This window comes from Micromonospora sp. CNZ303 (genome assembly GCF_004345505.1).
In genome coordinates this window covers 44,775-68,879 of the sequence record NZ_SLVT01000005.1, presented here as the reverse complement: position 1 = coordinate 68,879, position 24,105 = coordinate 44,775, and the positions used below count along the sequence as shown (strand labels likewise).

General features: G+C 72.5%; 22 protein-coding genes and 1 pseudogene. 17 read left to right on the top strand and 6 right to left on the bottom strand.

Going from position 1 to position 24,105, the window contains the following annotated elements; translation table 11 throughout:
- Positions 1–444: 444 nt before the first annotated feature.
- The 5 genes from EV374_RS10675 to EV374_RS10660 all read left to right on the top strand — a co-directional run bounded on the left by EV374_RS10675 (position 445) and on the right by EV374_RS10660 (position 5,901).
- Positions 445–1,125 (top strand): CmcI family methyltransferase, encoded by a 681-nt coding sequence (locus EV374_RS10675; protein ID WP_132234117.1) that lies wholly within the window; start codon positions 445–447, stop codon positions 1,123–1,125.
- Positions 1,126–1,221: 96 nt separating this feature from the next.
- Positions 1,222–1,380, top strand: coding sequence for a hypothetical protein (locus tag EV374_RS32480; RefSeq protein ID WP_165947746.1), 159 nt, complete (start codon positions 1,222–1,224; stop codon positions 1,378–1,380).
- Positions 1,381–1,570: 190 nt separating this feature from the next.
- Positions 1,571–3,604, top strand: a complete 2,034-nt coding sequence (locus tag EV374_RS10670) for a hypothetical protein (protein WP_132234115.1) — start codon at positions 1,571–1,573, stop codon at positions 3,602–3,604.
- Positions 3,605–3,779: 175 nt separating this feature from the next.
- Positions 3,780–4,820 carry a hypothetical protein gene (locus EV374_RS10665; RefSeq protein ID WP_132234113.1) on the top strand — a complete coding sequence of 347 codons (1,041 nt, stop codon included), beginning with the start codon at positions 3,780–3,782 and terminating at the stop codon, positions 4,818–4,820.
- Between the two features lie 175 nt (positions 4,821–4,995).
- Positions 4,996–5,901: a hypothetical protein gene (locus EV374_RS10660; protein WP_132234111.1), complete on the top strand. Its 906-nt coding sequence runs from the start codon at positions 4,996–4,998 to the stop codon at positions 5,899–5,901.
- A gap of 66 nt (positions 5,902–5,967) precedes the next feature.
- On the opposite strand, the pseudogene EV374_RS33320 reads toward EV374_RS10660, so the two are convergent.
- A pseudogene (locus EV374_RS33320) lies at positions 5,968–6,165 on the bottom strand (hypothetical protein).
- A gap of 217 nt (positions 6,166–6,382) precedes the next feature.
- Here EV374_RS33320 and EV374_RS10650 point away from each other — a divergent pair.
- Positions 6,383–6,628 carry a hypothetical protein gene (locus tag EV374_RS10650; protein ID WP_132234109.1) on the top strand — a complete coding sequence of 82 codons (246 nt, stop codon included), beginning with the start codon at positions 6,383–6,385 and terminating at the stop codon, positions 6,626–6,628.
- Between the two features lie 395 nt (positions 6,629–7,023).
- Here the strand turns inward: EV374_RS10650 and EV374_RS10640 are convergent, their stop codons facing one another.
- A complete protein-coding gene (locus EV374_RS10640) occupies positions 7,024–8,343 on the bottom strand; it encodes a peptidoglycan DD-metalloendopeptidase family protein (RefSeq protein WP_132234105.1) in 1,320 nt (439 codons plus the stop codon).
- A 290-nt stretch (positions 8,344–8,633) separates the two neighbouring features.
- Between EV374_RS10640 and EV374_RS10635 the strand changes: the two genes are divergently transcribed.
- Together EV374_RS10635 and EV374_RS10630 are read left to right on the top strand one after the other, a co-directional pair.
- Positions 8,634–9,656 (top strand): carboxypeptidase-like regulatory domain-containing protein, encoded by a 1,023-nt coding sequence (locus EV374_RS10635; RefSeq protein WP_132234103.1) that lies wholly within the window; start codon positions 8,634–8,636, stop codon positions 9,654–9,656.
- A 94-nt stretch (positions 9,657–9,750) separates the two neighbouring features.
- A complete protein-coding gene (locus tag EV374_RS10630) occupies positions 9,751–10,893 on the top strand; it encodes a hypothetical protein (protein ID WP_132234101.1) in 1,143 nt (380 codons plus the stop codon).
- Positions 10,894–10,992: 99 nt separating this feature from the next.
- On the opposite strand, the gene EV374_RS10625 is transcribed toward EV374_RS10630, so the two are convergent.
- From EV374_RS10625 to EV374_RS10615, 3 genes are all read right to left on the bottom strand, one after another.
- The gene (locus EV374_RS10625; RefSeq protein ID WP_132234099.1) at positions 10,993–12,219 is read right to left on the bottom strand and encodes a MalY/PatB family protein; all 1,227 of its coding nucleotides are present in this window, start codon (positions 12,217–12,219) and stop codon (positions 10,993–10,995) included.
- 66 nt (positions 12,220–12,285) lie between these two features.
- Positions 12,286–13,266, bottom strand: a complete 981-nt coding sequence (locus EV374_RS10620; protein ID WP_132234097.1) for a DUF2804 domain-containing protein — start codon at positions 13,264–13,266, stop codon at positions 12,286–12,288.
- Positions 13,263–14,159 carry an amidohydrolase family protein gene (locus EV374_RS10615; RefSeq protein ID WP_132234095.1) on the bottom strand — a complete coding sequence of 299 codons (897 nt, stop codon included), beginning with the start codon at positions 14,157–14,159 and terminating at the stop codon, positions 13,263–13,265. The genes EV374_RS10620 and EV374_RS10615 overlap by 4 nt, the downstream gene beginning before the upstream one ends.
- Positions 14,160–14,261: 102 nt before the next feature.
- Here EV374_RS10615 and EV374_RS10610 point away from each other — a divergent pair, with 102 nt between their 5' ends.
- Genes EV374_RS10610 through EV374_RS10585 form a run of 6 tightly spaced genes read left to right on the top strand, consistent with a single transcriptional unit; the run spans position 14,262 to position 20,091 of the window.
- Positions 14,262–15,485 carry a M20 family metallopeptidase gene (locus EV374_RS10610; protein ID WP_132234093.1) on the top strand — a complete coding sequence of 408 codons (1,224 nt, stop codon included), beginning with the start codon at positions 14,262–14,264 and terminating at the stop codon, positions 15,483–15,485.
- The gene (locus tag EV374_RS10605; protein WP_132234091.1) at positions 15,482–16,513 is read left to right on the top strand and encodes a Gfo/Idh/MocA family protein; all 1,032 of its coding nucleotides are present in this window, start codon (positions 15,482–15,484) and stop codon (positions 16,511–16,513) included. The genes EV374_RS10610 and EV374_RS10605 overlap by 4 nt, the downstream gene beginning before the upstream one ends.
- Positions 16,500–17,798 (top strand): ABC transporter substrate-binding protein, encoded by a 1,299-nt coding sequence (locus EV374_RS10600; RefSeq protein WP_486485689.1) that lies wholly within the window; start codon positions 16,500–16,502, stop codon positions 17,796–17,798. Before EV374_RS10605 ends, EV374_RS10600 begins: the two co-directional genes overlap by 14 nt.
- 54 nt (positions 17,799–17,852) lie before the next feature.
- Entirely contained in the window at positions 17,853–18,812 is a 960-nt protein-coding gene (locus EV374_RS10595) for a carbohydrate ABC transporter permease (protein WP_132234089.1), read from the top strand.
- The gene (locus EV374_RS10590; RefSeq protein ID WP_101409386.1) at positions 18,809–19,642 is read left to right on the top strand and encodes a carbohydrate ABC transporter permease; all 834 of its coding nucleotides are present in this window, start codon (positions 18,809–18,811) and stop codon (positions 19,640–19,642) included. Before EV374_RS10595 ends, EV374_RS10590 begins: the two co-directional genes overlap by 4 nt.
- Complete coding sequence (locus EV374_RS10585; protein ID WP_132234087.1) at positions 19,639–20,091, top strand: L-rhamnose mutarotase; 453 nt, start codon at positions 19,639–19,641, stop codon at positions 20,089–20,091. Before EV374_RS10590 ends, EV374_RS10585 begins: the two co-directional genes overlap by 4 nt.
- A 62-nt stretch (positions 20,092–20,153) precedes the next feature.
- On the opposite strand, the gene EV374_RS10580 is transcribed toward EV374_RS10585, so the two are convergent.
- Positions 20,154–21,284 (bottom strand): mandelate racemase/muconate lactonizing enzyme family protein, encoded by a 1,131-nt coding sequence (locus tag EV374_RS10580; protein ID WP_132234085.1) that lies wholly within the window; start codon positions 21,282–21,284, stop codon positions 20,154–20,156.
- A 131-nt stretch (positions 21,285–21,415) separates the two neighbouring features.
- On the opposite strand from EV374_RS10580, the gene EV374_RS32895 reads away from it, so the two are divergent.
- The 3 genes from EV374_RS32895 to EV374_RS10570 are packed head-to-tail and all read left to right on the top strand — an operon-like array spanning position 21,416 to position 24,082.
- Positions 21,416–22,351, top strand: a complete 936-nt coding sequence (locus EV374_RS32895) for a thiamine pyrophosphate-dependent dehydrogenase E1 component subunit alpha (RefSeq protein WP_207914016.1) — start codon at positions 21,416–21,418, stop codon at positions 22,349–22,351.
- On the top strand, positions 22,344–23,324 hold the full coding sequence (locus EV374_RS32890) for a transketolase C-terminal domain-containing protein (protein WP_207914015.1): 981 nt from the start codon (positions 22,344–22,346) through the stop codon (positions 23,322–23,324). The genes EV374_RS32895 and EV374_RS32890 overlap by 8 nt, the downstream gene beginning before the upstream one ends.
- Positions 23,321–24,082, top strand: a complete 762-nt coding sequence (locus EV374_RS10570) for an SDR family oxidoreductase (RefSeq protein ID WP_132234083.1) — start codon at positions 23,321–23,323, stop codon at positions 24,080–24,082. The genes EV374_RS32890 and EV374_RS10570 overlap by 4 nt, the downstream gene beginning before the upstream one ends.
- Positions 24,083–24,105 lie beyond the last annotated feature (23 nt).

Here is a 24,105-nt window from a genome sequence, read left to right as displayed (position 1 = left end):
GTGATTCGTCCGACCAACTGGTCGGGTGCAGTGACCGATGATGCGGGGAGGGGGTGAATCAACATGACCGAGGTGACTTTCGAGGCTGTCGACATCCGTGAGATGGCCGACGACGAGCTGGACGATGTCGTCGGCGGCCCGATGGCCTGCCAGTAAGGCGGCAGGAGGCGCTTGGGCACCTCGCTCAGGCGCCTCCGTCCGCCTTGCCGGTGACGTGGGCGGCGGATCCCGTGTCGCGCCTGCCGGCATTGGCGGGGATCAGACGGTCACGGTCCGGAACCGGCCGTGACCGATGGTTACGGTTATGGAACGAGCCGCAGTGCCCGACCCTTTCCCAGGCGTGTCTCCTGGGCGTTTTGTTCGAGAAAAGGGGTCACCCGTGCCGGTGATTTTTTGGTCAGAGGCATGATCACCGACCAGCATTTGTCGTGATAGTTTCCCCCCATGGATGCTGATGTTTCCGGGGCCGTGGACACGTTCCAGCGGGCCTTTTACAAGAGCAAGGTGTGGCGTCGCCGGACATGGCTCGGCGTGGCGTGTCACCAGAATCCGATGGACATGTGGATGATCCAGGAGATCATTCACGATACGCGACCTGATCTGATCATCGAGACCGGCACCCGACACGGTGGGTCCGCACTCTATTACGCGACCATGCTCGGACTCGTCGGCAATGGCCGGGTCGCCACGGTCGATGTCAAGCCCGAACATCTCGCCGGACCGAGCGGCTGGATCGACGGCGAAGGAATGGCTGTCGACTCGCCGTTCTTCGACCGGGTCGACACCATGACCGGGTCGTCCGTCGACCCTGCCGTCGTCGCCCAGATGCGGGAAAAGGCGCAGGCCGTCGAGCGGGTCATGGTGATCCTCGACAGCGACCACAGCAAGCAGCACGTCCTCGCGGAACTCGCGGCGTACGCCGACCTGGTGACGCCGGGCTGCTACCTGATCGTGCAGGACACCAACCTCAGCGGGCACCCGGTCCAGGCGGGGCCGTGGGAACCGGGCGACGGGCCCTGGGAGGCGCTCGAGGAATTCCTGCCCGATCAGCGCTTCGAAGTCGACAGGTCGAAGGAGGAACTGATGTTCACCTGGTTCCCTGGCGGCTATCTGCGGCGAGTGTGAGGATGCCCGACGCGCAGTCGTCATCTCTCCAGCCACCAACTTGATTCCTGACTCCCGGGGCCCCGCGGGGATCGCGACCGGGCACGGAAACAGCCCTTGGCCGATGATCTTCTTCTCCTGGAGAAGGGCATGACCAAGGGCTGTTCTGGTGGCCGCGTGAACGGCGGTGCCGACGACGGTCGGCAATTCCTCGTCGACGGGGCCACCAGCACGGCGAGCGGCATGACCGCGCTGCCGATGGCCCACCGGCTGTGAGTCGCGCCGGGGGACCGGCGCGGCGTGGACGACGCCTGGGCGCGGTACGAAGTGGAGGGCGATGGTGCCGGTGCGACGGGTAGCGGCCCTCTTGCCGAGATCCATTCACGAGCGTAGGAAGTACACGACGCTCCACCCACCATCGTCGGCCCCGCCTCGGACCACGGTCCGGGTGTCGAAGGAGATGCGCGTGACCACACCCAGACGGCTCCGTCTCGCCGTGTCCGTGCTGGTGACCGCAGGCGCCGTCCTGCTCGGCGCGGCCGCCGCCGCGGCGCCGCCCGCGACTCCCGCGCCGGCCGGGCACCAGGGCTGCGACCCGATCGACCCGACGGCCTGCCTGCTGCCGTTCCCGAACGACTACTTCACCGTGCCGGACCGCAGCAGCCCGACCGGCAAGCGGGTGCGGTTCCCGGCCTCCGCGATGCCCGCCAACGTGCAGGGAACCCCGATCGACCCGACGGAATGGAACCGGCAGGACGGGTTCAGCCCCGGCTCGCCGATCCTGGTGCGGGTGCCCGGCCTCGACGCGGCGGCGACCGGGATCGCGCCGGTCACCGACATCGGCCGCTCGTTGGCGCCGGACGCGCCGATCGTGCTGCTCGACGCCCGGACGGGCAGGCGCACGCCGTACTGGGCCGAGCTGGACGCGCACGCGGCCGGCCAGCCGGAGCGGCAGGTGCTGATCATCCGGCCGGCGGTGGCGCTGACCGAGGGCACCCGGTACGTCGTCGGCCTGCGCGGCATGCGCGACGGCAACGGGGCGCTGATCCCGGCGCCGAAGGCGTTCACGGCGTACGTGACCGGCGCCGGCCTCGACCATCGGGACCGTCGCGTCCCGCAGATGAAGCGGATCCTCGCCGACCTGACCAGGGCCGGCGTCAAGCGGCACAGCCTCCACCTGGCCTGGGACTTCACCGTGGCCAGCCGGCACGGTCTGACCGGGCGGATGCTGGCGATCCGCGACGGCGCGTTCGCCGCCCTCCGCCGGGCCGCACCGTCGTTCACCGTCACCCAGGTGACCGACTACCCGCCGGAGCAGGAGCCGCTGATCGCCCGGCAGGTGACCGGCACCATCGGCGTACCGTCGTACCTGACCGGCGACGGCGGGCCCGGCTCCCGGCTGCACTACGGGCCGGCCGGCGGCGACGGGACGCCACCGACGCCGAACGCCCTGCCCACACCGTCCGGCGCGACGGTGGCGGCCGACTTCGTCTGCAACATCCCGCGCAGTGCCTCCGCCGCGAAGCCGGCACACCTCTCGCTCTACGGTCACGGCCTGCTCGGCAAGCCGACCGAGATCAACGCCGGCAACGTCAGGGCCATGTCGCACACGTACGACTTCACCTTCTGCGCGACCAGCTGGATCGGCATGGCCGCCGCCGACGTCCCCTACGTGGCCGGCGCCTTCACCGACCTCAGCGGCTTCCCCGCGGTGGCCGACCGCTTGCAGCAGAGCTACCTGAACTTCCTCTTCCTGGGCCGGGCGATGATCCACCCGGGCGGGTTCGCCGCCCACCCGGCGTTCCGGGACGCCGCCGCACGGCCGCTGATCGACGTGGCCGGCGGGCTGCACTACGACGGCAACAGCCAGGGCGGCATCAACGGCGGCGCGCTCACCGCCATCGCCCAGGACTGGACCCGGTCGGTGCTCGGCGTGCCGGCGATGAACTACTCCACGCTGCTGCAACGCAGCGTGGCCTTCACCCCGTTCCAGACGATCATGGACGGCTACTACCCGGACAAGGCCGACCAGCAGCTGATCCTCGCGCTGCTGCAGATGCTGTGGGACCGCTCCGAGGCCAACGGGTACGCCCAGCACATGACCGACCGCCCGCTACCGGGCACCCCGGCACACCAGGTGCTGATGCACGTGGCCTTCGGCGACCAGCAGGTCTCCACGGTCGCGGCGGAGGTCCAGGCGCGCACCATCGGCGCCCGTCTGCACACCCCCGCGCTGGCCGACGGCTGGTCGCCGGACGTGCGGCCGTACTGGGGCATCGCGCCGATCCGCAGGTACCCGTACACCGGCTCGGCGATGGTGGTCTGGAACAGCGGCGCGGCGTACGCGCCACCATCGACGAACCTCGCCCCGGCCGGGCCGGAGTACGGCGAGGACTCGCACGAGTTCCCGCGCGCCCAGGCTGCGGCCCAGAGACAGAAGGCGGTGTTCCTGCTCACCGGCAAGGTGATCGACGTCTGCGGGCGGAAGCCCTGCGCGTGACTCGGTGACCGGTCCGGGCGATCCGACGCCGTCCCGGGTCGACCGGCCGCAAGCAGATACGTGTCTCTGGATCAATGCCGACAGACCGCTGCCCGGCGGCGGGCCAGCGCCCTAGCGTCACCCCTGCCGGGCCCGTGGCGGATGGCCACCCGGGCCGGCTCCTAAGGAGGCACGGGTGCGAAGGCGTTACGGCATCATCTCGGCGACCACCGCCATGCTCTGCGGGCTGGCTCTGGCCGGCACGCCGGCACAGGCGAGCGCGACCACGCCGAACGGAATCCCTGCCGGGGCGGAGGCGACGTTCCACGGCCGGCCGATCCGGGACGCGGCGACCGCGCAGACCCTGGCCGACGCGTACTGGACGCCGGAGCGGATGCGATCCGCGACGCCGCTGGAACCGTTGGTGGGCGAGGAGGAACTGGCCGGGGAGGCCGAGGACCGGCCGGGTCGGGTCGGCGAACCGCGCTCGGGCGCGGAGCCGATCGGTCCACGCGGCACCGGCACGGCGGTCCCCGGGGCCTCGGTCTCGGCCCGGAACGCCTCCGCCGGGGCGGGAACCCAGTCCGTCAATCCCTCACCCGGTGTCGGGCGGGTCTTCTTCACCGACGCCAACAATGAGGACCACTTCTGCTCCGCCAGCGCGATCAACACGGCCAAGGCGAACCTGGTCTCCACCGCCGGACACTGCCTGCACCCCGGCGACGGCTCCGACAACTGGTACACCAACTGGGTGTTCGCCCCGAACTACGCCGACGGACCGTCCGCCTGGGGGCTGTGGAGCGCCCGGAGCATGACCTCCACCAAGGGCTGGGTCAACCACGACATCCTGTGGTGGGACTACGGTTTCGTCACCGTGTGGCCGCGCAACGGCAAACGACTGGTGGACGTCACCGGCGGGGAGGGCATCAGCTTCAACTACCCCCGCAGCGTCGCCGCGACCCTGCTCGGCTACCCCGGCGCCGCGCCCTTCGACGGCAGGTGGCAGCACTACTGCCAGAGCACGACGAAGGCCGCTGGAAGTCAGCGGGTCAAGCTCATGAACTGCCCGCTCAACGAGGGCACCAGCGGCGGGCCCTTCCTGCGGGCGTGGAACAACTCGCAGGGCTTCGGGCACGTGAACTCGGTGGCCTCGTACAAGTTCTCCGGCAACATGTACGGCCCGTACTTCGACGAGGACGTCTCCGACCTCTTCGACTACGCGAAGGCCAAGAACTGAGCGGCTTCGGCCGGGCCAGCCGCGCCAGGAGCTGAGACGTCCGCCGTGGCACCGGCTGCCACGGCGACGCCATCGAGCTCCTCGGCCGTCCAGGTGGTGGCGTCGATCACCCCTGGGCGGCCGACCCGGCCCGGCCCGGCCGGTCCACGGCACGGCCCGTGACATGATGGCGCCCATGGGGAAACAGCAGGACGTCGGCGGACCCGACCGTCACAGTGGGTCAGGTGCTGCGGACGACGCGACGGGTGGCGGCGTCGACGCGCGGCTCGCCGTCGCGCAGGACCCCACCACGCCACAGCTGACCCTCATCGACCTGGCGTCCGACCCGTCGGCCGTGGTCCGTAAGGCCGTCGCGACCCGTACCGACGCGCCCGCGCAGGCACTGCGTCCGCTGACCCGGGACCGCGATCGCGATGTCCGGGAGGCCGTGGCGAGAAACCCCTCGACCTCGATCGGCAATCTCCTGGTGCTCGTCAAGGACGCCGACCGGTGGGTCCGCTGGGCGGTCGCCGGTAACCCGGCCTGCAACGAGTCGGTCCGCCGGGTGATGGCGGAGGCTCCCGACAAGGAGCTTCGCGGCCTCCTGGCGGAGACGCGCGAACTGGAGCCCGAGCTGGCCGCGCGGCTGGTCGACGACGTCTCGCCCGAGGTGCGGGAACGGCTCGCCACCCACACCCACGACCCCGACGTGATCACCGCCCTGATGGCCGACCGCACCGCGCGCGTACGCAAGGGGCTCGCCCGCAACCCGCGGACCACCGCCGCCCAGCGCAGCGCGCTCGCCCAGGATCCCGTGGTGGACGTCCGCGTCGCGCTCGTGCTCGCGGTCGAGCTGGACGACGCGGACCTGCGACGCCTGGTCGACGACCGCTCGGTGCAGGTCCGGATGGCGTTGGCGACGTCGGAGGTGGTGCCGCCGCACATCCGGCAGGCGCTCGCCGGCGATCCCGACGAGATGGTCGCCGCCGCGGCGCGGGACTTCCGCCCTGGGGCGGGCAACACCGCGGTGGTACGGGCTCCGCGCATCGGCCACCGGGCCTCCGGAACCGGCCGGGGCCGGCCCGGCGGCGCCCGCCGCTGAGGCCGGCGGCGCCCGCCGCTGAGGCCGGCGGAACCGCCGTCAGCCGCTCCGCGCGCCTCGCCGGCGTCATTCGCAGCGGTCCTCGCTGCCCCGCCCGTACGGCTCGCAGCAGTCCGGCCGGTGCCGGAACACGATCAGGGTGTGACCGTGGCGTTCCTCGCGGTCGCCGGTCCGCTCGTACAGGCAGGCACCTCACACCACCGTCTCGCCTCGGCCGTCGACCACCTGCCCGTCGCCAGGGCCGTGCCGCAGCAACACCCTCACACCGGCGACGCTACCCGCGCCCGCCGGTGCGCCGTGCGGACTTCCGAAGCGAGACCGGGCGTTCCGGATGGCTGCGTGGGCGAGGCAGCCCTGCGGATCCGCCCTCCCTGCCCTTGCCCCCGACCATCGTGGAAGCATCGAAATGGCAAGATCAGTGCCTTCGGGCGGGTTCTCGTCGCGTGGCGGTATCCGGGTCGTCCCCAAGGTCGGGGGCGGTGTGCGCGCCGACTCCGGCTGGCCGACGGCGAGGCTACGGGCGGATCAGCACGCCATCACGCTGCGGGAGATCTGGGCCGGAACCCTCGTGATCACCGTCGACAATGTGATCGCGATCCGGCGCTGGCGAAACACCGGGCTGGAGTTCGACGTCGATGATCGCGACGAGCTGTGGATGTTCCGGACCCTCGACGTCGAGCGACTGGTCAGCCGCCTGTCGGCGCTCGGATGGATCGCCGAACGGTGACGCGTCAGATCGGGTGAGGTTCGTAGTTGCGGGAGCGTGCCGGGGCAGCGGTCACGGCGAACCCTCCTGGGTGTCGCAGACCGGCCCTGGTGATCCTTGCCCACCCGGGTCCGTCAGTGTCTGCCGCCGTCGCCGGCCGAATGCGACGACCGGTTCGGTGGCTTCCGCAACCACAGCCACACCCCGGTCAGGAGGCACGCCGCGCCCAGGAACGCGATCGCCGACTCGGCCAGCTCGGGGAGGTCGTCAAGGAACGGGAACGTGTGCGAGGCTGCCAGCGCCCCAAGCGCGATCAAGAACAGAAGGACGGCTAGGACCCGCTGTCGAACCATGGTCGCATTGGATCACAGCGGTCGGCGGGGGACCTCCCGCCCGGGAGGCCCCCCGCCGGTGGCTCAGGCGGCGTAGATGTACTTGTTGTTCCCCACCGCCAGCACGGCCGCCGTGGAGCCGCGGACCCCGCTGTTCAGATTGCGCCAGCCGGTGTTGCTGGCCGTCTCGTGCACGGAGCCGCCGGTGACGCTGTAGACCAGCTTCGCCCCGTTGAAGTGCAGCGCGGCCAGGGCCGTGCCCTGCGCGCCGGAGACGCCGGTCCACAGGTTGCGCCAGCCCGCGTTGCTGGCCGCCTCGAAGATCCGGCCGCCGTTGAGGGTGTAGACGATCTTCGTGGTGCCTGCCGCGATCGCCGCCACCGCCGAGCCCGGGATACCGGTGCTGATGTTGCGCCAGCCGTTCGCGCTGCTCGCCTCGTGCACCAGACCGCCGACGATGCTGTAGACGTACTTGATCCCGTCGATCTCGATCGCCGCGATCGAGGACGAACTCACGCCGGTGATGCCGGTGCTGATGTTGCGCCAGCCGTTGCCGCTGCTCGCCTCGTGCACCAAGCCACCGACCACGCTGTAGACGAGCTTCACCCCCTTCCAGCTCAACGCGGCCAGCGCGGTGCCCTGTGCGCCGGAGACGCCGGTCCACAGGTTGCGCCAGCCCGCGTTGCTGGCCGCCTCGAAGATCCGGCCGCCGTTGAGGGTGTAGACGATCTTCGTGGTGCTCACCCCGATCGTGGCCACCGCCGAGCCGGTGACCGCGCCCGCGCTGCCGGAGATCGGTAGGGCCTGCCAGCCGTTGAAGCTGGGCGCCTCGAACACCTGACGCGACTGCTGGCTCGGATTCTGCGCGATGTAGACCAGCGGGCTGATTCTGGTGCCCGACGGATCGATCATGTGCCAGTGCAGGTGCGGACCGGTCGAGCTGCCCGAGCCGGGGGCCCCGGCGGCGCCGCCGGAGCGGCCCACCACCGTGCCCGCGCCGACGCTGGCGCCGTCGGCGAGCGAGAACTGCGACAGGTGCATGTACTGGCTGCGGTAGCCGTCACCGTGATGGATCGTGACGGTGTGTCCACCCGTACCGTTGTAGGGGATGTTCTGGACGGTGCCGGCGCCGCAGGCCGGCAGTGCCGTGCCCACGCCCATGCCGTAGTCGATGCCGCCGAGCGAGCCCCGGCGGAGGTGGCCCTCCCAGGTGTCGGTGACCGGGTACGCGGTGAACGGGTTGTAGATCGTGGGTGCGGCGTGCGCGGTTCCGGGAGTCAGCACCCCGCCCACGGTCATGGCGCCCGCGCCCCACGCCGCGGCGCGCAGCACGCCACGGCGGCTGATGCCGGGTGCGCCCTCGTCGCCGCCCCCGCAGCAACCGGTTCCGTCATGCTGATTCATGGAACTCCCTCTGTGATCACGGGTGCCCGCCGCCACGGCCGCATCGGCCGACGGCGCGTGGGTGACGGTGCTGGCCGGCCGGGTCGCTCCCCGCACCGGACGGTCGGCAGGCCCCGGTCGAGCCGGGCAGATCCTCGTGGACCGCGCGACTCGAGCCGTCGGCCGATCGATCATAGTCAGTGTCATCCCGCGGGTTGACAGCGTGGCGGTCACCGACCCGACAGCCCGGCCCACGGGTGGCCGCTACGGTGGCGGATGTCGGCCGTCACCGCAGCCCACTGGAGCCCTCGATGACCGATCCTCAGCTCAGGCGACGCAATTGGGCAGCCGCCGGCATGGCCGCCGCGCTCCTCCTGCTGCCCGTCGCTCCCGCTCCCGCCAGCGCCGCGTCGGCCACCGGCAGCGTGACGACGACGGTCCAGGACGCCGGCACCGGTGCGCCGGCCCGCGCCTGCGTGAGCCTCGTACCGCTGGACCGCGACCGACTCGCCCGGGTGTCCATCGGCGAGAGTCAACTCGGCAGTGTCGGTGGCTGCACCGACGACCGGGGCGGGATCGAGGTGACCGGGGTGGAGCCGGGACGCTACCGGCTCTTCGCCCAGCCCTACGAGGCAGCACGGTACGGGCGCCAATGGGTCGGTGGGCAGGGCGGCACCGGGGAGCGCCACCGGGCGTGGGTGGTCACTGTCGGCGCCGGTGCCACGACCGCCGCCCCACCGGTCCGGCTCGACCCGCCCGGCCGGATCTCGGGCGTACTCACCGACGCGGCGAGCGGGCGTCCGGTCCCGGGTGCCCACGTCGCCGTGGTGCCGTTCGTGCCGCACCCGAAGTACAGCCCCGACACGCCGATCACCGACGACACCGGCCGCTACAGCATCACCGGGCTCGGGCCGTACGACTGGGCCCTGCGGTTCTCCGGCACGGGGATCGCGACCCAGTGGTCCGGTGGTGTCGGCGCCGCCCTGCTGGCCCGGACGGTCCGGGTGCGCCCCGGCGGCACCGCCACGCTTCACCAGGCCCTGCGGTCTCCGACCACCGTGGGTGGGTCGATCCGCGCCGACGAGTTGGCGGCCTACAGCACGGTCGTCGCCTTCGACGCCCTCACCGGCGACGTCGTCGGCGCGGTGGACGTCGGCACGTCGTACGGACTTCCGATGCTCCCCGGGCAACTGGTCAAGCTACGGTGCGACTGCTCCTTCGGGCCCGGCCGCTGGTACCCGGCCGGGGACAGGTTCACCGACGGCAACCTCGTGTGGGTGGGGCGGGCACCGGTCGTCGCCGACTTCGACCTGACCGCCGGCGCCGGCGGTTGACGCCCGGCACCGTCCGCCGGTCGACGGACCGAGGCCGTGCCCGCGTTTGGCGGAGGTGCCACCGGCACCCTGCCGTCAGGTGTTTGCTGTCCACGTGAGCTTCCCGTCCCACCGTCGCTCCTCTCGCCGCCTGGTGGCGCGACTGGACGCGGAGCACTACATGCTGCTGATGCTGATCGGGTTCGGCGGTGCGGTCCTCGGCACCCGCGCATTCCTCGCGCTGACCGGCTATCCGCAGGTCGGCGGCGGCACGTTGCACATCTCGCACGCCCTGTGGGGTGGCCTGTCGTTGTTCGTTGCCGCGCTCGTCCCGCTGCTTGTCGTCAACCGGGCCGCGCTGCTCGGGGCGGCGCTGCTGGCCGGGATCGGCACCGGCCTCTTCATCGACGAGGTCGGCAAGTTCATCACCGCCGACAACGACTACTTCTTCCCGGCCGCCGCGCCCATCGCCTACGCGGCCTTCCTCATCGGCGTGTGGCTCTACGTGCGCGCCCGCAGCACGCGGGTAGAGGGCACGCGGGCGCAACTGCACGCCGCGCTGGAGCTGCTCGGCGAGGCCGTCGACGGGAGGCTCAGCGAACGGGACCGGGCCCAGCTGCGGCGACGACTCGGCGCCGCCGCCGCGGGTCCGGACGACGACCGGTTGCAGCCGCTGGCCGCGGCGCTGCTGGAGCTGACGGAGCCCGGTGTGCTGCCGCCGTACGAGCACCGGTCCGGACGGATCGCCCGGTTCGCGGTCGCCGTGCGGGCCTGGGTGGCGCGGTCGTTGACCCGGGGTCGGCTGCGCGTCGGGCTGGTCCTGGCGTTGGGGCTGCTTGGCTTCGTCACGCTCAGCGACCTCGTCACGATCGTCGCCGTCGCTGTCGACCTGCGCGACGGCACCACCGAGGGGGTGCTCACCACCGCCAACGAGTTCGCCCGCGTCGACATCCAGGACCGCCGCGGGGTGCTGCTCCTGCTCGTCCGGGCGCTGCTGGACGCCGGCGTGGGCACCGCGCTCCTCGTGGCCGCCGGGCTGCTGCTGCGCGGGACGGCTCGCCGCGCCGTGGAGCTCGCCCGGGCCGGCCTGGTCACCTCACTGAGCGTGGTGAACCTGCTGGTGTTCTACCTCGACCAGTTCGCCGCCGCCGTCAGCGCGCTCGGTCAGCTGGCGGTCCTGCTCGCGGTGCAGCGCTACCAGCGGCTGTTCGACCAGCCGGCTGACGCCGAGCGCTCCGGCGGCGCTGACGGTGAGTGAACGCCTCGGGTTGCCGGGCCAGCTGACGACCCGTGCGCGAACACCGCGAACGCCGCGCCGGACGTGCTGCCGCCCGGCCCGCGCCGACGGCGGGCGTCCTCAGCGGATCGCGTCGCCCATGCGGGTGACGGCCTCGGTGAGGATCGCCGGCGAGGTGGCGAAGTTGAGCCGTACGAAGCCGGTCCCGCCGGTGCCGAAGACGTGCCCGGAGCTGAGGGCGACCCGCGCGCGGTCGAGGAACATCTTCGCCGGCCCGGCGACGTCGCTGACCACGCCGGTGTCGTCGGCCGGCTGCTCCGTGTCGACGCCCAGCCCCGTGCAGTCCAGCCAGGCGAGGTAGGTGCCCTCGGGCCGGTGGTACGGCACGGACGGAAGGTGCTTCGCCAGCAGCGTCGCGAGCAGCGCGCGGTTGCCGTCGAGACCGTCGAGGAGGAGGTCGAGCCACGGCCCGCCCTCGCGGAACGCGACGGTGTGCGCGATGACACCGAGGTGGCTGGGCCCGTGACTGACCTCTTCCGGCATGCGGCGGAGGTCGGCCACGGCCCGCGGTCCGGCGACCGCGAGCGCAGCCTTGAGACCCGCCAGGTTCCACGCCTTCGAGGCGGAGACCAGGGCGAACGCGTTCTCGGCGCCGGCCACCGTGAGGTACGGGGTGAAGTGCGCCCCCGGCAGCACCAGGGGAGCGTGGATCTCGTCGGAGACCACCCGCACGCCGTGCCGGTCGGCCAGCGCCGCGACGGTCTCGAGCTCGTCGCGCCGGTGGACGACGCCTGTCGGGTTGTGCGGATTGCACAGCAGGAACGCCGGCCGGCGGCCGTGGGCCCGCGCGCGGCGGAAGGCCTCGTCGAGGGCGGCGGGGTCCATGCGCCGGTCGGGCCCGAGCGGGGCCTCGACGACCCGCCGGTCGGCGTGGGTGACGAAGGCGTAGAAGGGCGGGTAGACGGGGGAGCAGACCACGACCGCGTCGCCGGGGTCGGTGACGAGCCGGAGCACCTCGACGGCGCCCATCATCACGTCGGGCACGACCGAGGTGTGCGCGACGCGGAAGTCCTGCCATCCCCAACGCCGTGCGGCGAAGTCGCCGATCGCCTCCGCGTACGCCGTCCCGTACGAGTAGCCGGTGTCGCCGAGGTCGACCGCGCGGCGGAGCGCGTCGGCCACGGGGGGAGCGAGGGGCACGTCCATCTCCGCGACCCAGAGCGGGAGCACGTCGGGCGGGAACATGCGCCATTTCACGCTGGTGCGCTGCCGGAGTGCGTCGAGCGTGAGCAGGGTGAGCGGATTCCGGGCCGCCGAGCCGTCGGCGGAGGGGCCAGGGCTTGCCATACCGCCCACCCTAGGGCCAGGTGCCGCGCCCGGCGCGCCCGGCGCCCACCTCCGGCCCCCTCGCCGCTACCAGCGGTTGCGTGCCTCCTCGGCCCAGCCGACCAGCCCGTCCAGGTCGACGCGCTCGCCGTCGTCGGCCGCCGCCCAGCCGGTGAAGTGCCCGAAGCACTGGTGCGTCTCGTTGGCGAGCACACCGAAGTTGGTCCTGGCGATCTTCTCGTGGAAGGGGTGGAACTCCACGCCCACCCGCGCGCCGCTGATCCGCCACGGCCGCGACCAGTCGGCGCGGTCGTACTCCCAGCGCAGCTCGTCGCCGATCTTGTGCAGCCGGCCGTCGAGGAAGAGGCCGTTCTCGGTCGAGCCGGTGCCGTCGGTCCACCGACCGCCGAGCTGGATCGCCCGACCCGGGCCGCTGCCGGCGGCCCAGTTCCAGCGGATCGCGTACGGCCACCTGCCGCGACCGTGGTCGAGCACGGCGAAGGAGTCCGCCCCGGCGATCGGGTGGGCCACGCCGTCGACCCGCAGGGTGCCGCGCACGGGGCGGCCGAGGTCCTTGACGGTGTACTGGAACCGGCGGGTGCTCCAGGGCACCACCACGCCGAGCGAATCATGACCCGCCGGCAGCGGCACCACGAGGTCGACCTCCAGGCCGGGGGCGGTGGCGCGGATGGTGGTGCCCGACGGCGCCTGGCCGATGTCGATCGAGAGCCCGCCGCCGCGCGCCCGAACGGCGCCCGCCCCGCTGACCGGCGGGAAGAGGGCGCCCCGGGCGAAGGGGACCACCGCGTTCCTGTCGATCTCGGCCTTCGTCGCGCGGTCGAGCACGTAGAGGCTGTGCACCCCCGCGTAGTCCAGCGACGAGGCGACCAGGCCGACGATGTGGGTCGGCGTGACGACCCCCCAGTACTCCCAGCGCTTGTTGCGGCCCCAGCCGCGCAGGTTCGCCCGGTGCAGCGGGCGGCGGCTCCAGCCCACGGCGGCGGGATTGAGCCGCCCACCCGCGAGGCACAGGTCGACCGGCTCGGTGATCTCGTTCTCGTGGGTCACGACGGGGAGGGTATCCGGCCCGCTTCCGGCGGGGACGCCGCCGGCTGTCGCCCGGTGGCGGCGGCGTGGCGGTCGAGGGCGCGCAGGAGGTTGCCGCCGAGGACGGCGTCGCGGTCCCCGGCCGACAGCCCGTCGAGACCGGTCGGGTCGGCCGCCTGGGCGAAGGACACGTGGTCGAGGCTCGGGGAGAAGTCGGATCCCCAGTACAGGCGCCGTGGGCCGAAGCGGTCGAGGAGCAGGTCGACGAAGGGGCGGGCCGCCCGGTGCGGGAAGGCGTGTGCCGGGTGGCTGACCGCGTACAGGCCGGAAAGCTTGACCCCGACGTGGGGTAGCCGGGCCATGCGCGTCAGGGGAGCGAGGACGGCCTCCGCCGTCGCGCGGGTGGGCGCCTCGGCGTGCTCCCCGGGCAGGCCGAGGTGGCTGAACAGCACGGTGCAGCCGTCCAGGGCGGCCAGGGCCGGACCGAGCCGTGTGGTCGCCGCGGGGGTGGCGTTGAGGCTCACCATCGCCCCGGCGCCGTTCAGCGTCGGCGCCTCCTGCGTCGTCCAGGCGGCGAACGCCTCGGCGGCCGCGGCGTCGGGCAGGTACGCGGCGACGCCGACGAAGCCGGCGGACAGCCAGGTTCCGGTCCCGCCCGCTTCCGTCCGTCCGCCTGGTGGGACGTAGGCGACCGGGGCGATCCAGTCGTGCGTGGCGGCCAGGCGGGCGAGATGGTCGTTGTTGCCCGCGAAGCGCGGCTCGCCCTCGTAGCCGACCACCAGCGCCCGTTCGATGCCGTGCTCGTGACGTATGCCCTGGTAGACGGCCAGTTCGTCGCCGCCGGCGGGGGAGCGGCCGTAGCGGCCGGGGTAGCCGTCGGCGAACAGGTGCAGGTGGGCGTCAGCGCGTCGCATGATCGGACCCTAGCCCAAATTTCCGCAGGCCATTGACGTGACGGCACCCCTGACTTAGGTTCTTGTCTCAATTAGGTCCGTAACTGAGGACGCGAGCAAGGGGTGAACCGCGTGGCGCTGGAAGGCGATGACGTTGATGAGCTGGTCCGGCTACGGCGCCAGCTTCACCAACACCCTGAGCTGCGGTTCACGGAGCGGCAAACGGCCGCCACCCTCGTGGGGTTGTTGCGGCCACTGGGCCGGATCCGGACCGGAATTGCCGGCACCGGCCTGACTCTGGAGATCGATGGAGCTGCGCCCGGACCCGAGGTTCTCCTTCGGGCCGATATGGACGCCTATCCCGTTCAGGACGCCAAGCAGGAGCCGTACGCCTCCCGCAATCCCGGCGTCTGCCACGCCTGCGGGCACGACGTGCACATGACCGTCGCCTACGGAGTCGCCGCCCGGCTCGCCGCCGATCCACCGGCTAGGGGCTCGGTGACCCTGCTGTTCCAGCCCGCCGAGGAGATTCCGTTCGGAGCCGACTCCGGCGCCGCCGCGGTGCTCGCCGACGAGGCGTTCCGCGACCGCCGGTTCGCCGCGGTGCTCGGCCTGCACTGCTGGCCCGACCTGGCGGCGGGCACGCTCGGCGTCGACCGGAGCACCGCGATGGCGGCGAAGGACGCGTTCCGCGTCGAGGTGCTCGGGCTGGCCGCGCACGCCGCGACCCCGGCGCTGGGGCGCGACGCCATCCTCGGCCTCACCGCCATGGTCACCACCCTGCACGCCGCCGTCGCCCGGGCCCGCAACCCCGAGGAACTGGTCGCCTTCAACATCGGCACCATCTCCGGCGGGGCGAGCCAGAGCCAGGTCGCCGCGAGCGCCGAGGCGACCGGGACCCTGCGCACCCACGACCCGGCCGTCCGGGAGCGACTCAAGGCCGTGATCGAACGCGTCACCCGCCAGCAGGCCGCGGCCCTCGATCTCGGTGTGCGCTTCACCTGGGCCAACGAGATGCCCCCCGTGCGCAACGCCGCCGAACTGGTCGCCCTCGCGCACGCCGAGCTGCCCGGGACCGTCGACGTCGTCGACCTGCCGGTACCGCCCCTGACCACGGACGACTTCGCGCTGCTCGGCGCGCTCGGTCCGAGCCTCTACGTCAAGCTGGGCGTCACCGGCGAGCGCGGCGGAGCCCCGCTGCACTCCGGCGCGTTCGACGTCGACGAGCGGTGCCTCGTGACGGGGGTGGCCGCCCTGGAACGGCTCACGCGGGCGGTTCTCGACGGTCGGCTGCGGGCCGGCGTCGCGCAGGCCGCGCCGGCGTCCGCCGGGGCGGTGGACGGATGAGCGACGGACCGCGGGTGGCGGTGGTCGGCGGGGGCGCGTTCGGCATCCGGCACGTGGCCGCCTACCAGGCCCTGGGCGTACGCGTCGACGCGCTCGTCGACCCCGACGCGACCACCCGGCAGCGGGTGGCCGTCAGCCACGGCATCCCGCACACCTATCCCACCGTCGCCGACCTGCTCGCCGCCGGCGCGTCGGACGCCGCGTCCGTGTGCGTACCGGGTTCGGCGCACCGCGCCGTCGCCGTCGCCCTGATCGCCGCCGGGGTGCCCGTCCTGGTCGAGAAGCCGCTGGCCGCGACCGTCGCCGACGCCGCCGCCATCGTCGCCGCCGCCGAGGCGCACGGGGTGCTCTGCCAGCCGGGACACATCCTGCGGTACAGCCCCGCCCACCGGGCGCTGCACGACGCCGTCCGCGACGGCCGGCTGGGTCAGGTGCTGGCCGTCTCCTCGCGCCGGGACCGCCCCCGCACCCTGACCCGGCTCTTCCCCGAGGAACATCCCGCCCTGCTGACCGCCGTGCACGACATCGACCTGGCGCTGTGGTACGCGCAGTCGCCGGTGGTCGAGGTCCGCGCGGCGGCCCGGACCCGCCCGGGATCGGCGATGCCGGTGCTGGTGTGGGCGGAGCTTCGACACGCCAACGGCGTCGTGTCGTCGGTCCGCAACAGCTACCTCCTGCCCGAACACACCCCCCACCACACCTTCGATCTGGTCGAGGTGTACGGCACCGACGGGGTCGGCCACGTCGACCTCGGGCACCCCACGCTGCTCGTGCAGGCCGAGCGGACGGAGGCGCCGGACTGGCTGCTCTCCCCGGCCGACGGCGGTGGCGCGCTCGCCGCCGAACTGCGGCACTTCCTGCGCCGGCTGGACGGCGACGGACCCACCCCGGTCGTTCCCCTCGCCGACGGGCTGCACGTGGTGCAGATCGCCGCCGCCGTCGTCGACAGCGCCACCGCCGACGGCGCCCCCCGCCGAGTTCCCCCATCCCCCTCGCTGACAGGAGCTTCTGCTGATGATCCGACGTAGATTGGCCGCCGGCGTCGTCGCCGCCGGCATGGCCGCCGCCGCGTTGCTCTCCGGGTGCGGAGGTGACGACGCCTCGGGTGGCCCGGTGACCCTCAAGGTGCTGACCTGGGAGCCGGGCGGCACCGAGTACTGGAAGCAGGTCAAGACCAGCTTCGAGGCCAGCCACCCGGACATCAAGCTGGACATGCAGTCGGTGCCGTTCGACAAGTATCCCGAGGTGCAGGGCCCCTACATCACGTCCCAGTCGGGGCCGGACGTGATGGCCAACAACGCCGGCCTGGAGCTGTTTGACCGGCGCGGCGCGTACGTGCCGCTGGGCGACAAGGCGGCCGAGATCAACAAGGACCTCGTCACCTACAGCGGCGCCTGCGAGGGCTTCGACACCGCCAAGCCCTGCTACGGCGTGCCCTTCTCGTACCAGGGCAACGTCCTCTACTACAACAAGAGCATCCTGACCGCCGCCGGACTCGACCCCGAGAAGCCGCCGGCGACCTGGACGGAGTTCAGCGCCGCCTGCGAGGCGGTGAAGAAGGCCGGCAAGACCTGCCTGGCCCTGGGGCTGTCGGGCACCTTCCCCGCGTACTGGGACTTCCCCGAGATCGCCCGCAGCTACCTGAGCGAGGACGACATCCGCGGCCTGCTGGCCGGCACCCTGTCCTGGAAGGACCCGAAGCTGGTCGCGGTGCTGGAGAAGCTCGCCGAGATCACCACCAAGGGCTGGGCGAACAGCAACGCGCCGTCGATCACGATGCTTCCCGACGGCGCGGACATCTTCCAGCGCGGCGACGCCGCGTTCGCCGGGACGATCATCTCCGACGCGGTGAACTGGGAGGCGTTCGGCAAGGCCCTCGGCGACGACAAGCTCGGCGTCACCCGCTGGCCGGCAGCCGAACCCGGCGCCGCGCTGGCGCAGAAGTTCTCCGGCATCGAGGGCGCCGTCTACGGCGTGACGAAGTGGAGCGAGAAGAAGGACGCCGGACTGGAGTTCATCACCTGGCTCGCCGGCAAGGAGAACGGCGAGCTGTGGGTGAAGCACGCCAAGGGCCAGCCGCTGAACAAGAACGTCGACAAGGCGCTGCTGCCCTCCTCGCCGGCCTTCCAGAAGATCCAGGAGCTGGTCGCCGAGCCGACCCTGCACGCCGGGGTGATGCTCTCCGGACCCGAGGCCGACGCGCTGGCCCGCGGCTGGCAGCAGGTGAGCCTCGGTCAGCTCACCGTCGACAAGTGGGCCGAGCAGATGCAGCAGGCGCTGGAGCGCAGCCCCACCAAGAAGCAGGGCAACTAGCCGTACGGGGCGGGGCGGCGACGCCCCGCCCCGCCAGCCGGAGAAGGAAGCCAGATGACGATCTCCACCGCGCCGCTGCCGGAGCCGGTGGCCGCCGACAAGCCGACCCGACCCGCCCGGCGGCCCCCGCGCCCCGGCCGTGCCCGCGAGTGGTGGCTGGGCGCCGTGCTGGTGCTGCCCGCGCTGGTCCTGGCCGTGATGTTCAAGGTGGTGCCCCTGATCCGGGGAGTGATCACCAGCACCGAGTCGTCCAGCGGGTTCGGTGGCAGCTCGTTCGCCGGGGCCGACAACTACACCCGCATGCTCGACGACCCGATGGTGCTCACCAGCTTCCGCAACGCGCTGCTGGTGGTGGCCACCCTGCCGGTGTGGATCGTGCTGCCGCTGGTGCTGGCGCTGCTGATCCACCAGCGTTCGCCGGGCTGGAAGTTCTTCCGGGCCGTCTACTTCGTCCCGTACACCATCGCCCCGATCGTCGTCGGGATCATGTTCCGGCAGATCCTCGCCCCCGACGGGCCCCTGAACGCCCTGCTGCGTACCGTCGGCCTCGAACCGCTGGCGATCGAGTGGCTCAACGGCCGCCACAGCGCGCTGTTCTCACTGGTCGCGGTCGCGCTGTGGAGCTTCTTCGGCCTGGGCGTGATGACCTACCTGGCCGGGCTGGCCACCATCCCCGAGGAGACCCTCGAAGCGGCCTACCTCGACGGCGCCGGGTTCTGGCGGCGCCTGCTCTCCGTGGTGGTGCCGATGCTTCGGCCCACCGTGGCGTACTGGAGCGTGCTGTGCGCCTCGGGCGTTCTGATCTGGCTCTTCCCGCTGATCTACGCGCTGACCCAGGGCGGGCCGGGCGACGCCACGATGCTGCCGGAGTACCTGGTCTTCCTGACCACCTTCCAGTTCCTGGACCGCGGCTACGGCTCCGCCATCGGCATCGCGCTGTTCGTCTTCGTCGCCGTGCTCTCGATCTTCAGCGTGCGGCACATGTTCACAGAGGGGACCAGGAAGCCGCGATGAACCAGCGCCAATTCGCCCGCGCCGGGCGCTACCTGCTCACGTTCGCGCTGGTCGTCGTCGCGGTCGCGGCGGTCTACCCGCTGCTGTTCACGGTGGTCAGCTCGCTGAAGACGCAGACCGGCTTCGCCCAGGACCCGCTGGGCCTGCCGAGCGGGATCACCCTCGACAACTACCTCGAGGCGTTCCGCCGGATGGACATGCCCCGGCTGCTGCTCAACTCGCTGATCACCACCGTGGGCGGGCTGGTGCTGTCGGTGCTCGCCGCGCTGCTGGTCGCGTACGCGGTGACGAAACTGCGCTTCCGCGGCGGCAAGGTGGTCTTCCTGCTGATCATCATCACCCTGACCATCCCCGGTCAGGCGATCATCTACCCGCTCTACCAGACCGTGCTGGACCTGGGCATGTCCGGCGAGTACCAGGGGCTGATCCTGGCGTACGCGGCGTTCGGACTGCCGCTGGGCACCTACCAGCTGGCGGGCTACTTCCAGCAGGTGCCCGACGAGCTGATCGAGGCGGCCCGGGTCGACGGCGCGGGCCACTTCACCATCCTGTTCCGGCTGCTGGCGCCGATCGCCGCGCCGGCCCTCGCGGCGCTGGCCATCTTCAACTTCGTCTGGATGTGGAACGACCTGCTGCTGCCCCTGGTCATCATGGGCGGCTCCGACAGCAAGACCCTGATGGTGGGTGTCTCCCTGCTCAGCGGCCAGTACGACGTGTCGGTGCCGCTGGTCAGCGCCGGCCTGATCGTCGCCCTGCTGCCGGTGCTGATCATCTACCTGGTCTTCCAGCGTCAGCTCGTCTCCGGCGCGCTCGCCGGCTCCGGCAAGTGAGCCCACCAGCGGAGGGCCCCGGTCCCGGCGGCCCGGTCGGCCCCGGCGGTCCCGGCGGTATCGTGCCCGGCTCCGGCGGCACCGGGCCGGCGGTCGATCCCGAAGCCGCGGGGCCCGGGGCGCAGCTGTGTCACCTCTACCGGCTGCGCCCGGGCGCCGAGGGTGAATACGAGCGTCGCCACGCCGAGATCTGGCCGGAGATGTCGGCGCTGCTGGACGAGGCCGGCGTCTACGACTACCACATCTACCGGCACGGGCTGCTGCTGATCTGCGTGTTGCGCACCCGCGACGGGTACCCGCAGGCGCGCCGGGTCACCGGGGCCTCCGCCGTGCAGGCGCGGTGGACGCGGTCGCTGGCGCACCTGTTCGCCGAGATCGCCGACGCCGACGGCGAGCCGCTGTGGGCGTACCCGGTCTTCCACCACGCGGGCCAGCCGCCCCGGGCGTGAGCGAGCCGGCCCGTACGACCCTCGCCCGACGGCGCACGCCGCCGGGCGAGGGTCGGGTGTGCTCAGACCGCGTACGCCACGGAGCCGTCCGCGCGCAGCGGGATGCGGTGCAGGGGCCGGCCCGTCAGGTCCAGGGGCGTGGCGTCGGTGAGGTCGAGCGTCACACCGAGCCCGGGCTCCTCGGGCACCGGCAGGAAGCCACCCTCGCGCCGCACGCAGGCCCGCGCCGGGCCCTCGGCCAGCTGGTCGTCGAGGGGGGAGTACTCCTGCACCACGAAGTTGGGGATGGCGGTGTCGAGGTGCACCGAGGCCATCGTCAGCAGCGGGCCGAGGCAGTTGTGGCTGACCACCGCGGCGTGGTGCGCCTCCGCCAATGCGGCGATCTTGCGGGCGTGACTGATGCCGCCGGCCAGGCCCAGGTCGGGGCGGACGTACTGGGCGCCGCCCTGGGCGAGCAGCTCCTTGAACTCCCAGATGGTGTGCAGCCGTTCGCCGTTGGCCATCGGCACGCCGAGGGCCCGCCGGGCGACGTCGCCCTGGCTGCTGACGCTGTCGATCTGGATCGGGTCCTCCACCAGCAGCGGCAGGTGCCGGGCCAGCGCGGGCACGACCGCCTCCGCCTGCAACGGGGTGAGCTTGCGGTGCAGCTCGACGAGCAGGTCCACGTCGGGGCCGACGGTGTCGCGTACCGCCGCCGTGGTGGCCTCGGTGGACATGACCAGCCGGGCCAGCGACAGGTCGGCGTAGTCGGCCGGCAGCGGGTCGAACTTGACCGCGGTGAAGCCGTCGGCCACGGCCGCCGCCGCCTGCGCTGCCAGCGCCTCCGCGCCGGTGCCCGGCAGCAGCAGGTGCAGGCGGATCCGCTCGCGTACCCGGCCGCCCAGCAGTTGCCAGACCGGGACACCGAGGCGCTTGCCGAGCAGGTCCCACAGGGCGATGTCCACCGCGGCGACGGCGGCGGAGAGCACGGAACCCCGGAACGGGCCCATCCGGTAGAGGTGGTGCCAGTGGTGCTCGATGCGACCGGGGTCGGCGCCGAGCAGATGGGGACGGAACGCCTCCACCACGGCGTGCACCGCGACGGGGTAGCCCCAGCAGGCGGACTGCCCGACGCCGACCAGCCCGTCCGATGTGTGCAGCTGGACGAAGTGCGCGTCGCCCAGCACCACCGAGTCGACGGCGGTGATCTCCATACCTGCCCCCAAAATTAGAGACCAATAACGGCCAGAAACTTGCTACTGCACTCTTCCATAGCCTTGTAGGGCTGGTCTAGGCTTCGGAACGAACGAGCCGCAATAAGGCTCTAACTGCTTTTGGGGGTGTGATGGGTCTGCCGGACGACTATCGGCTCATGGCCCGGATCCGCCGGTTCGAGGAGCGGCTGGCCGCCCTCAAGGACGACGGCGAGATCCCGGGTTCGATCCACCTGTGCAACGGCCAGGAGGCGATCCCGGTCGGCGCCTGCCGGGCGCTACGCGACGGCGACCACGTGACCGCCACCTACCGGGGTCACGGCTGGGCGGTCGCCCGGGGCGTGGACCTGGCCGGGCTCTTCGCCGAGATGATGGGACGCGACTCCGCCCTCTGCGGCGGCCGGGCTGCCTCGCCGTACCTGTCCGACCCGAGCCGCTGGTTCGTCGGGGAGAACTCCATCGTCGGGGCCGGAGTGCCGGTCGCCGCCGGCGCCGCGCTCACCGCGCAGCGCACCGGCAGCGGCGCGGTGTCGCTGGTCAGCATCGGCGACGGCGCGATGAACCAGGGCAACGTCCACGAGGCGATCAACCTCGCCGCCGTGCTGGACCTGCCGCTGGTGCTGGTCGTGGAGAACAACGTCTACTCCGAGATGTCCCGGATCGAGGACATGGTCCGCGTCCGCCAGCTCGCCGAACGGGCCGCCGGGTACGGCATTCCCGGTCGGGTCGTCGACGGCAACGACGCCGACGCCGTGGCCGAGGCCGTCACCGAGGCCGTCACCCGGGCCCGCGAGGGCGTCGGACCCTCCATCGTGGAGGCCATGACCGAACGGCTGGTCGGCCACTACAGCGGCGACGTGCAGCACTACCGGCCGGCCGGCGAGATCGCCGCCGCCCGCGGACGCGAGCCCCTGGCCCGGATCCGGCAGGCCGCCGACCCCGCGCTCAGTGCCCGGCTCGACGCCATCGACGCCGAGGTGGCCGCCGAGGTCGAGGCCGCCGTCACCGCCGCCCGCGCCGTGCCGTTCCCGGACCCGGCGACCGCCAAGGAGCACGTCCATGTCTGAGTCCCTGCGCTACATCCAGGCCGTCAACGCCGCGCTCACCTGGGCCCTGGACAGCCGCGACGACACCGTGTACTTCGGAGAGGACGTCGCCCTGCCCGGCGGGCCGTTCGGCGCCACGAAGGGGCTGCACAAGCGGTTCGGCTCCGCCCGCATCTTCGACACCCCGATCTCCGAGACCGGTTTCCTCGGCATGGCCCTCGGGGCGGCGATGACCGGCCTGCGCCCGATCGCCGAGATCATGTACGCCGACTTCTCGTTCGTGGCCATGGACCAGTTCGTCAACCAGATCTCCACTGTCCACTACTCCAGCAACGGCAGGTGGAAGGCCCCGCTGGTGATCCGGATGCAGCAGGGCTACTCGCCCGGCGCCTGCGCCCAGCACTCCCACTCGCCGGAGGCGTACTTCGCGCACACCCCCGGCCTGCGCGTCGCCCTGCCGGCCACCCCCGACGACGCGTACCAGATGCTGCGCACGGCCGTGGTCAGCGACGATCCGGTGATCGTCGCCGAGGCGCGGATGCTCTACCCGACGCGCGGACCCGTGCGCACCGACGCCCCGGTCGAACCCGTCGGCGGTGCCCGCGTCGTCCGACCTGGCGACGACGTCACCGTGGTCGCCTGGTCCCGGATGGTCGGGGCTGCCCTGGACGCGGCGGGTGAACTGGCCGAGGAGGGCATCGAGGCCGAGGTGATCGACCTGCGTTGGCTCAACCCGCTCGACTTCGACACCGTTGCCGCCTCGGTGGCGCGCACCGGCCGGCTGGTCGTCGCCCACGAGGCGAACCTGACCGGCGGGTTCGGCGCGGAGATCGCGGCCCGGGCCGCCGCCGAGTGCTTCGCCGACCTGCGCGCCCCGGTCGCCCGGGTGGCCACCCCGGACGTGCCGATGCCCGCCGCCCCGGCCCTGCAGGCCGCGGTGGTGCCCGAGGCCGCCGACGTGGTGGCAGCGGTACGCCGGACGGTCCGTCCGTGACCGTCGACGCCCCGCCGGCCGGGCTGCTGGCCGGCCGGCGGGTGGTCGTCGTCGGTGGCGCCTCCGGCATCGGCCTGGCCACCGTCCGGGCCGCGGCCGCCGCCGGCGCGTCGGTGGCCGTGCTGGACGCCGACGGCGCCGGCGCGGCCCGAGCCGCCGAGCAGGCCCGCGAGGGCGGGGCGAGCGCCTGCGCCCGGCAGGTCGACGTGACCGTCGAGGCCGAGGTCGCTGCCGCGCTCGACGGGGCCGCCGCCGAACTCGGCGGGATCGACGCCGTGCTGCACGTGGCGGGCGTCATGCGCGGGCAGGGCCTGGACGTCCGGGAGGTCACCGCCGAACTCTGGGCCCACGTGATCGCGGTCAACCTGACCGGACCGTTCCTCGTCGCCAAGCACGCCGTGCGACACCTCACCGGCCGCTCGGCTGTGCTCGTGCTCGTCGGCTCCAAGGCGGGCGTACAGAACGGATCCGGGTCGGTACCCTACGGCGCGAGCAAGGGAGGGCTGCACGGCCTGGCGCTCACCCTGGCCCGACAATTCCGTCCGCACGGGATCCGTGTGCACGCGCTCTGCCCCGGCGACATCGACACGCCGCTGATGCGCAGGTCGTTGGCCGAGGCACGGGCCAACGGCGCGGACGGGGACCGGGTCGGGGAGATCGAGGCCGCCCTTGGTCGGCCGGAGGACGTCGCGTCCACGCTGGTCCTGCTGGCATCGCCGGTCAGTGACGGTGTCGTGGGCACCGTCCACACCGGCTGAGCAGCCGACCCGAGGGCGACGAC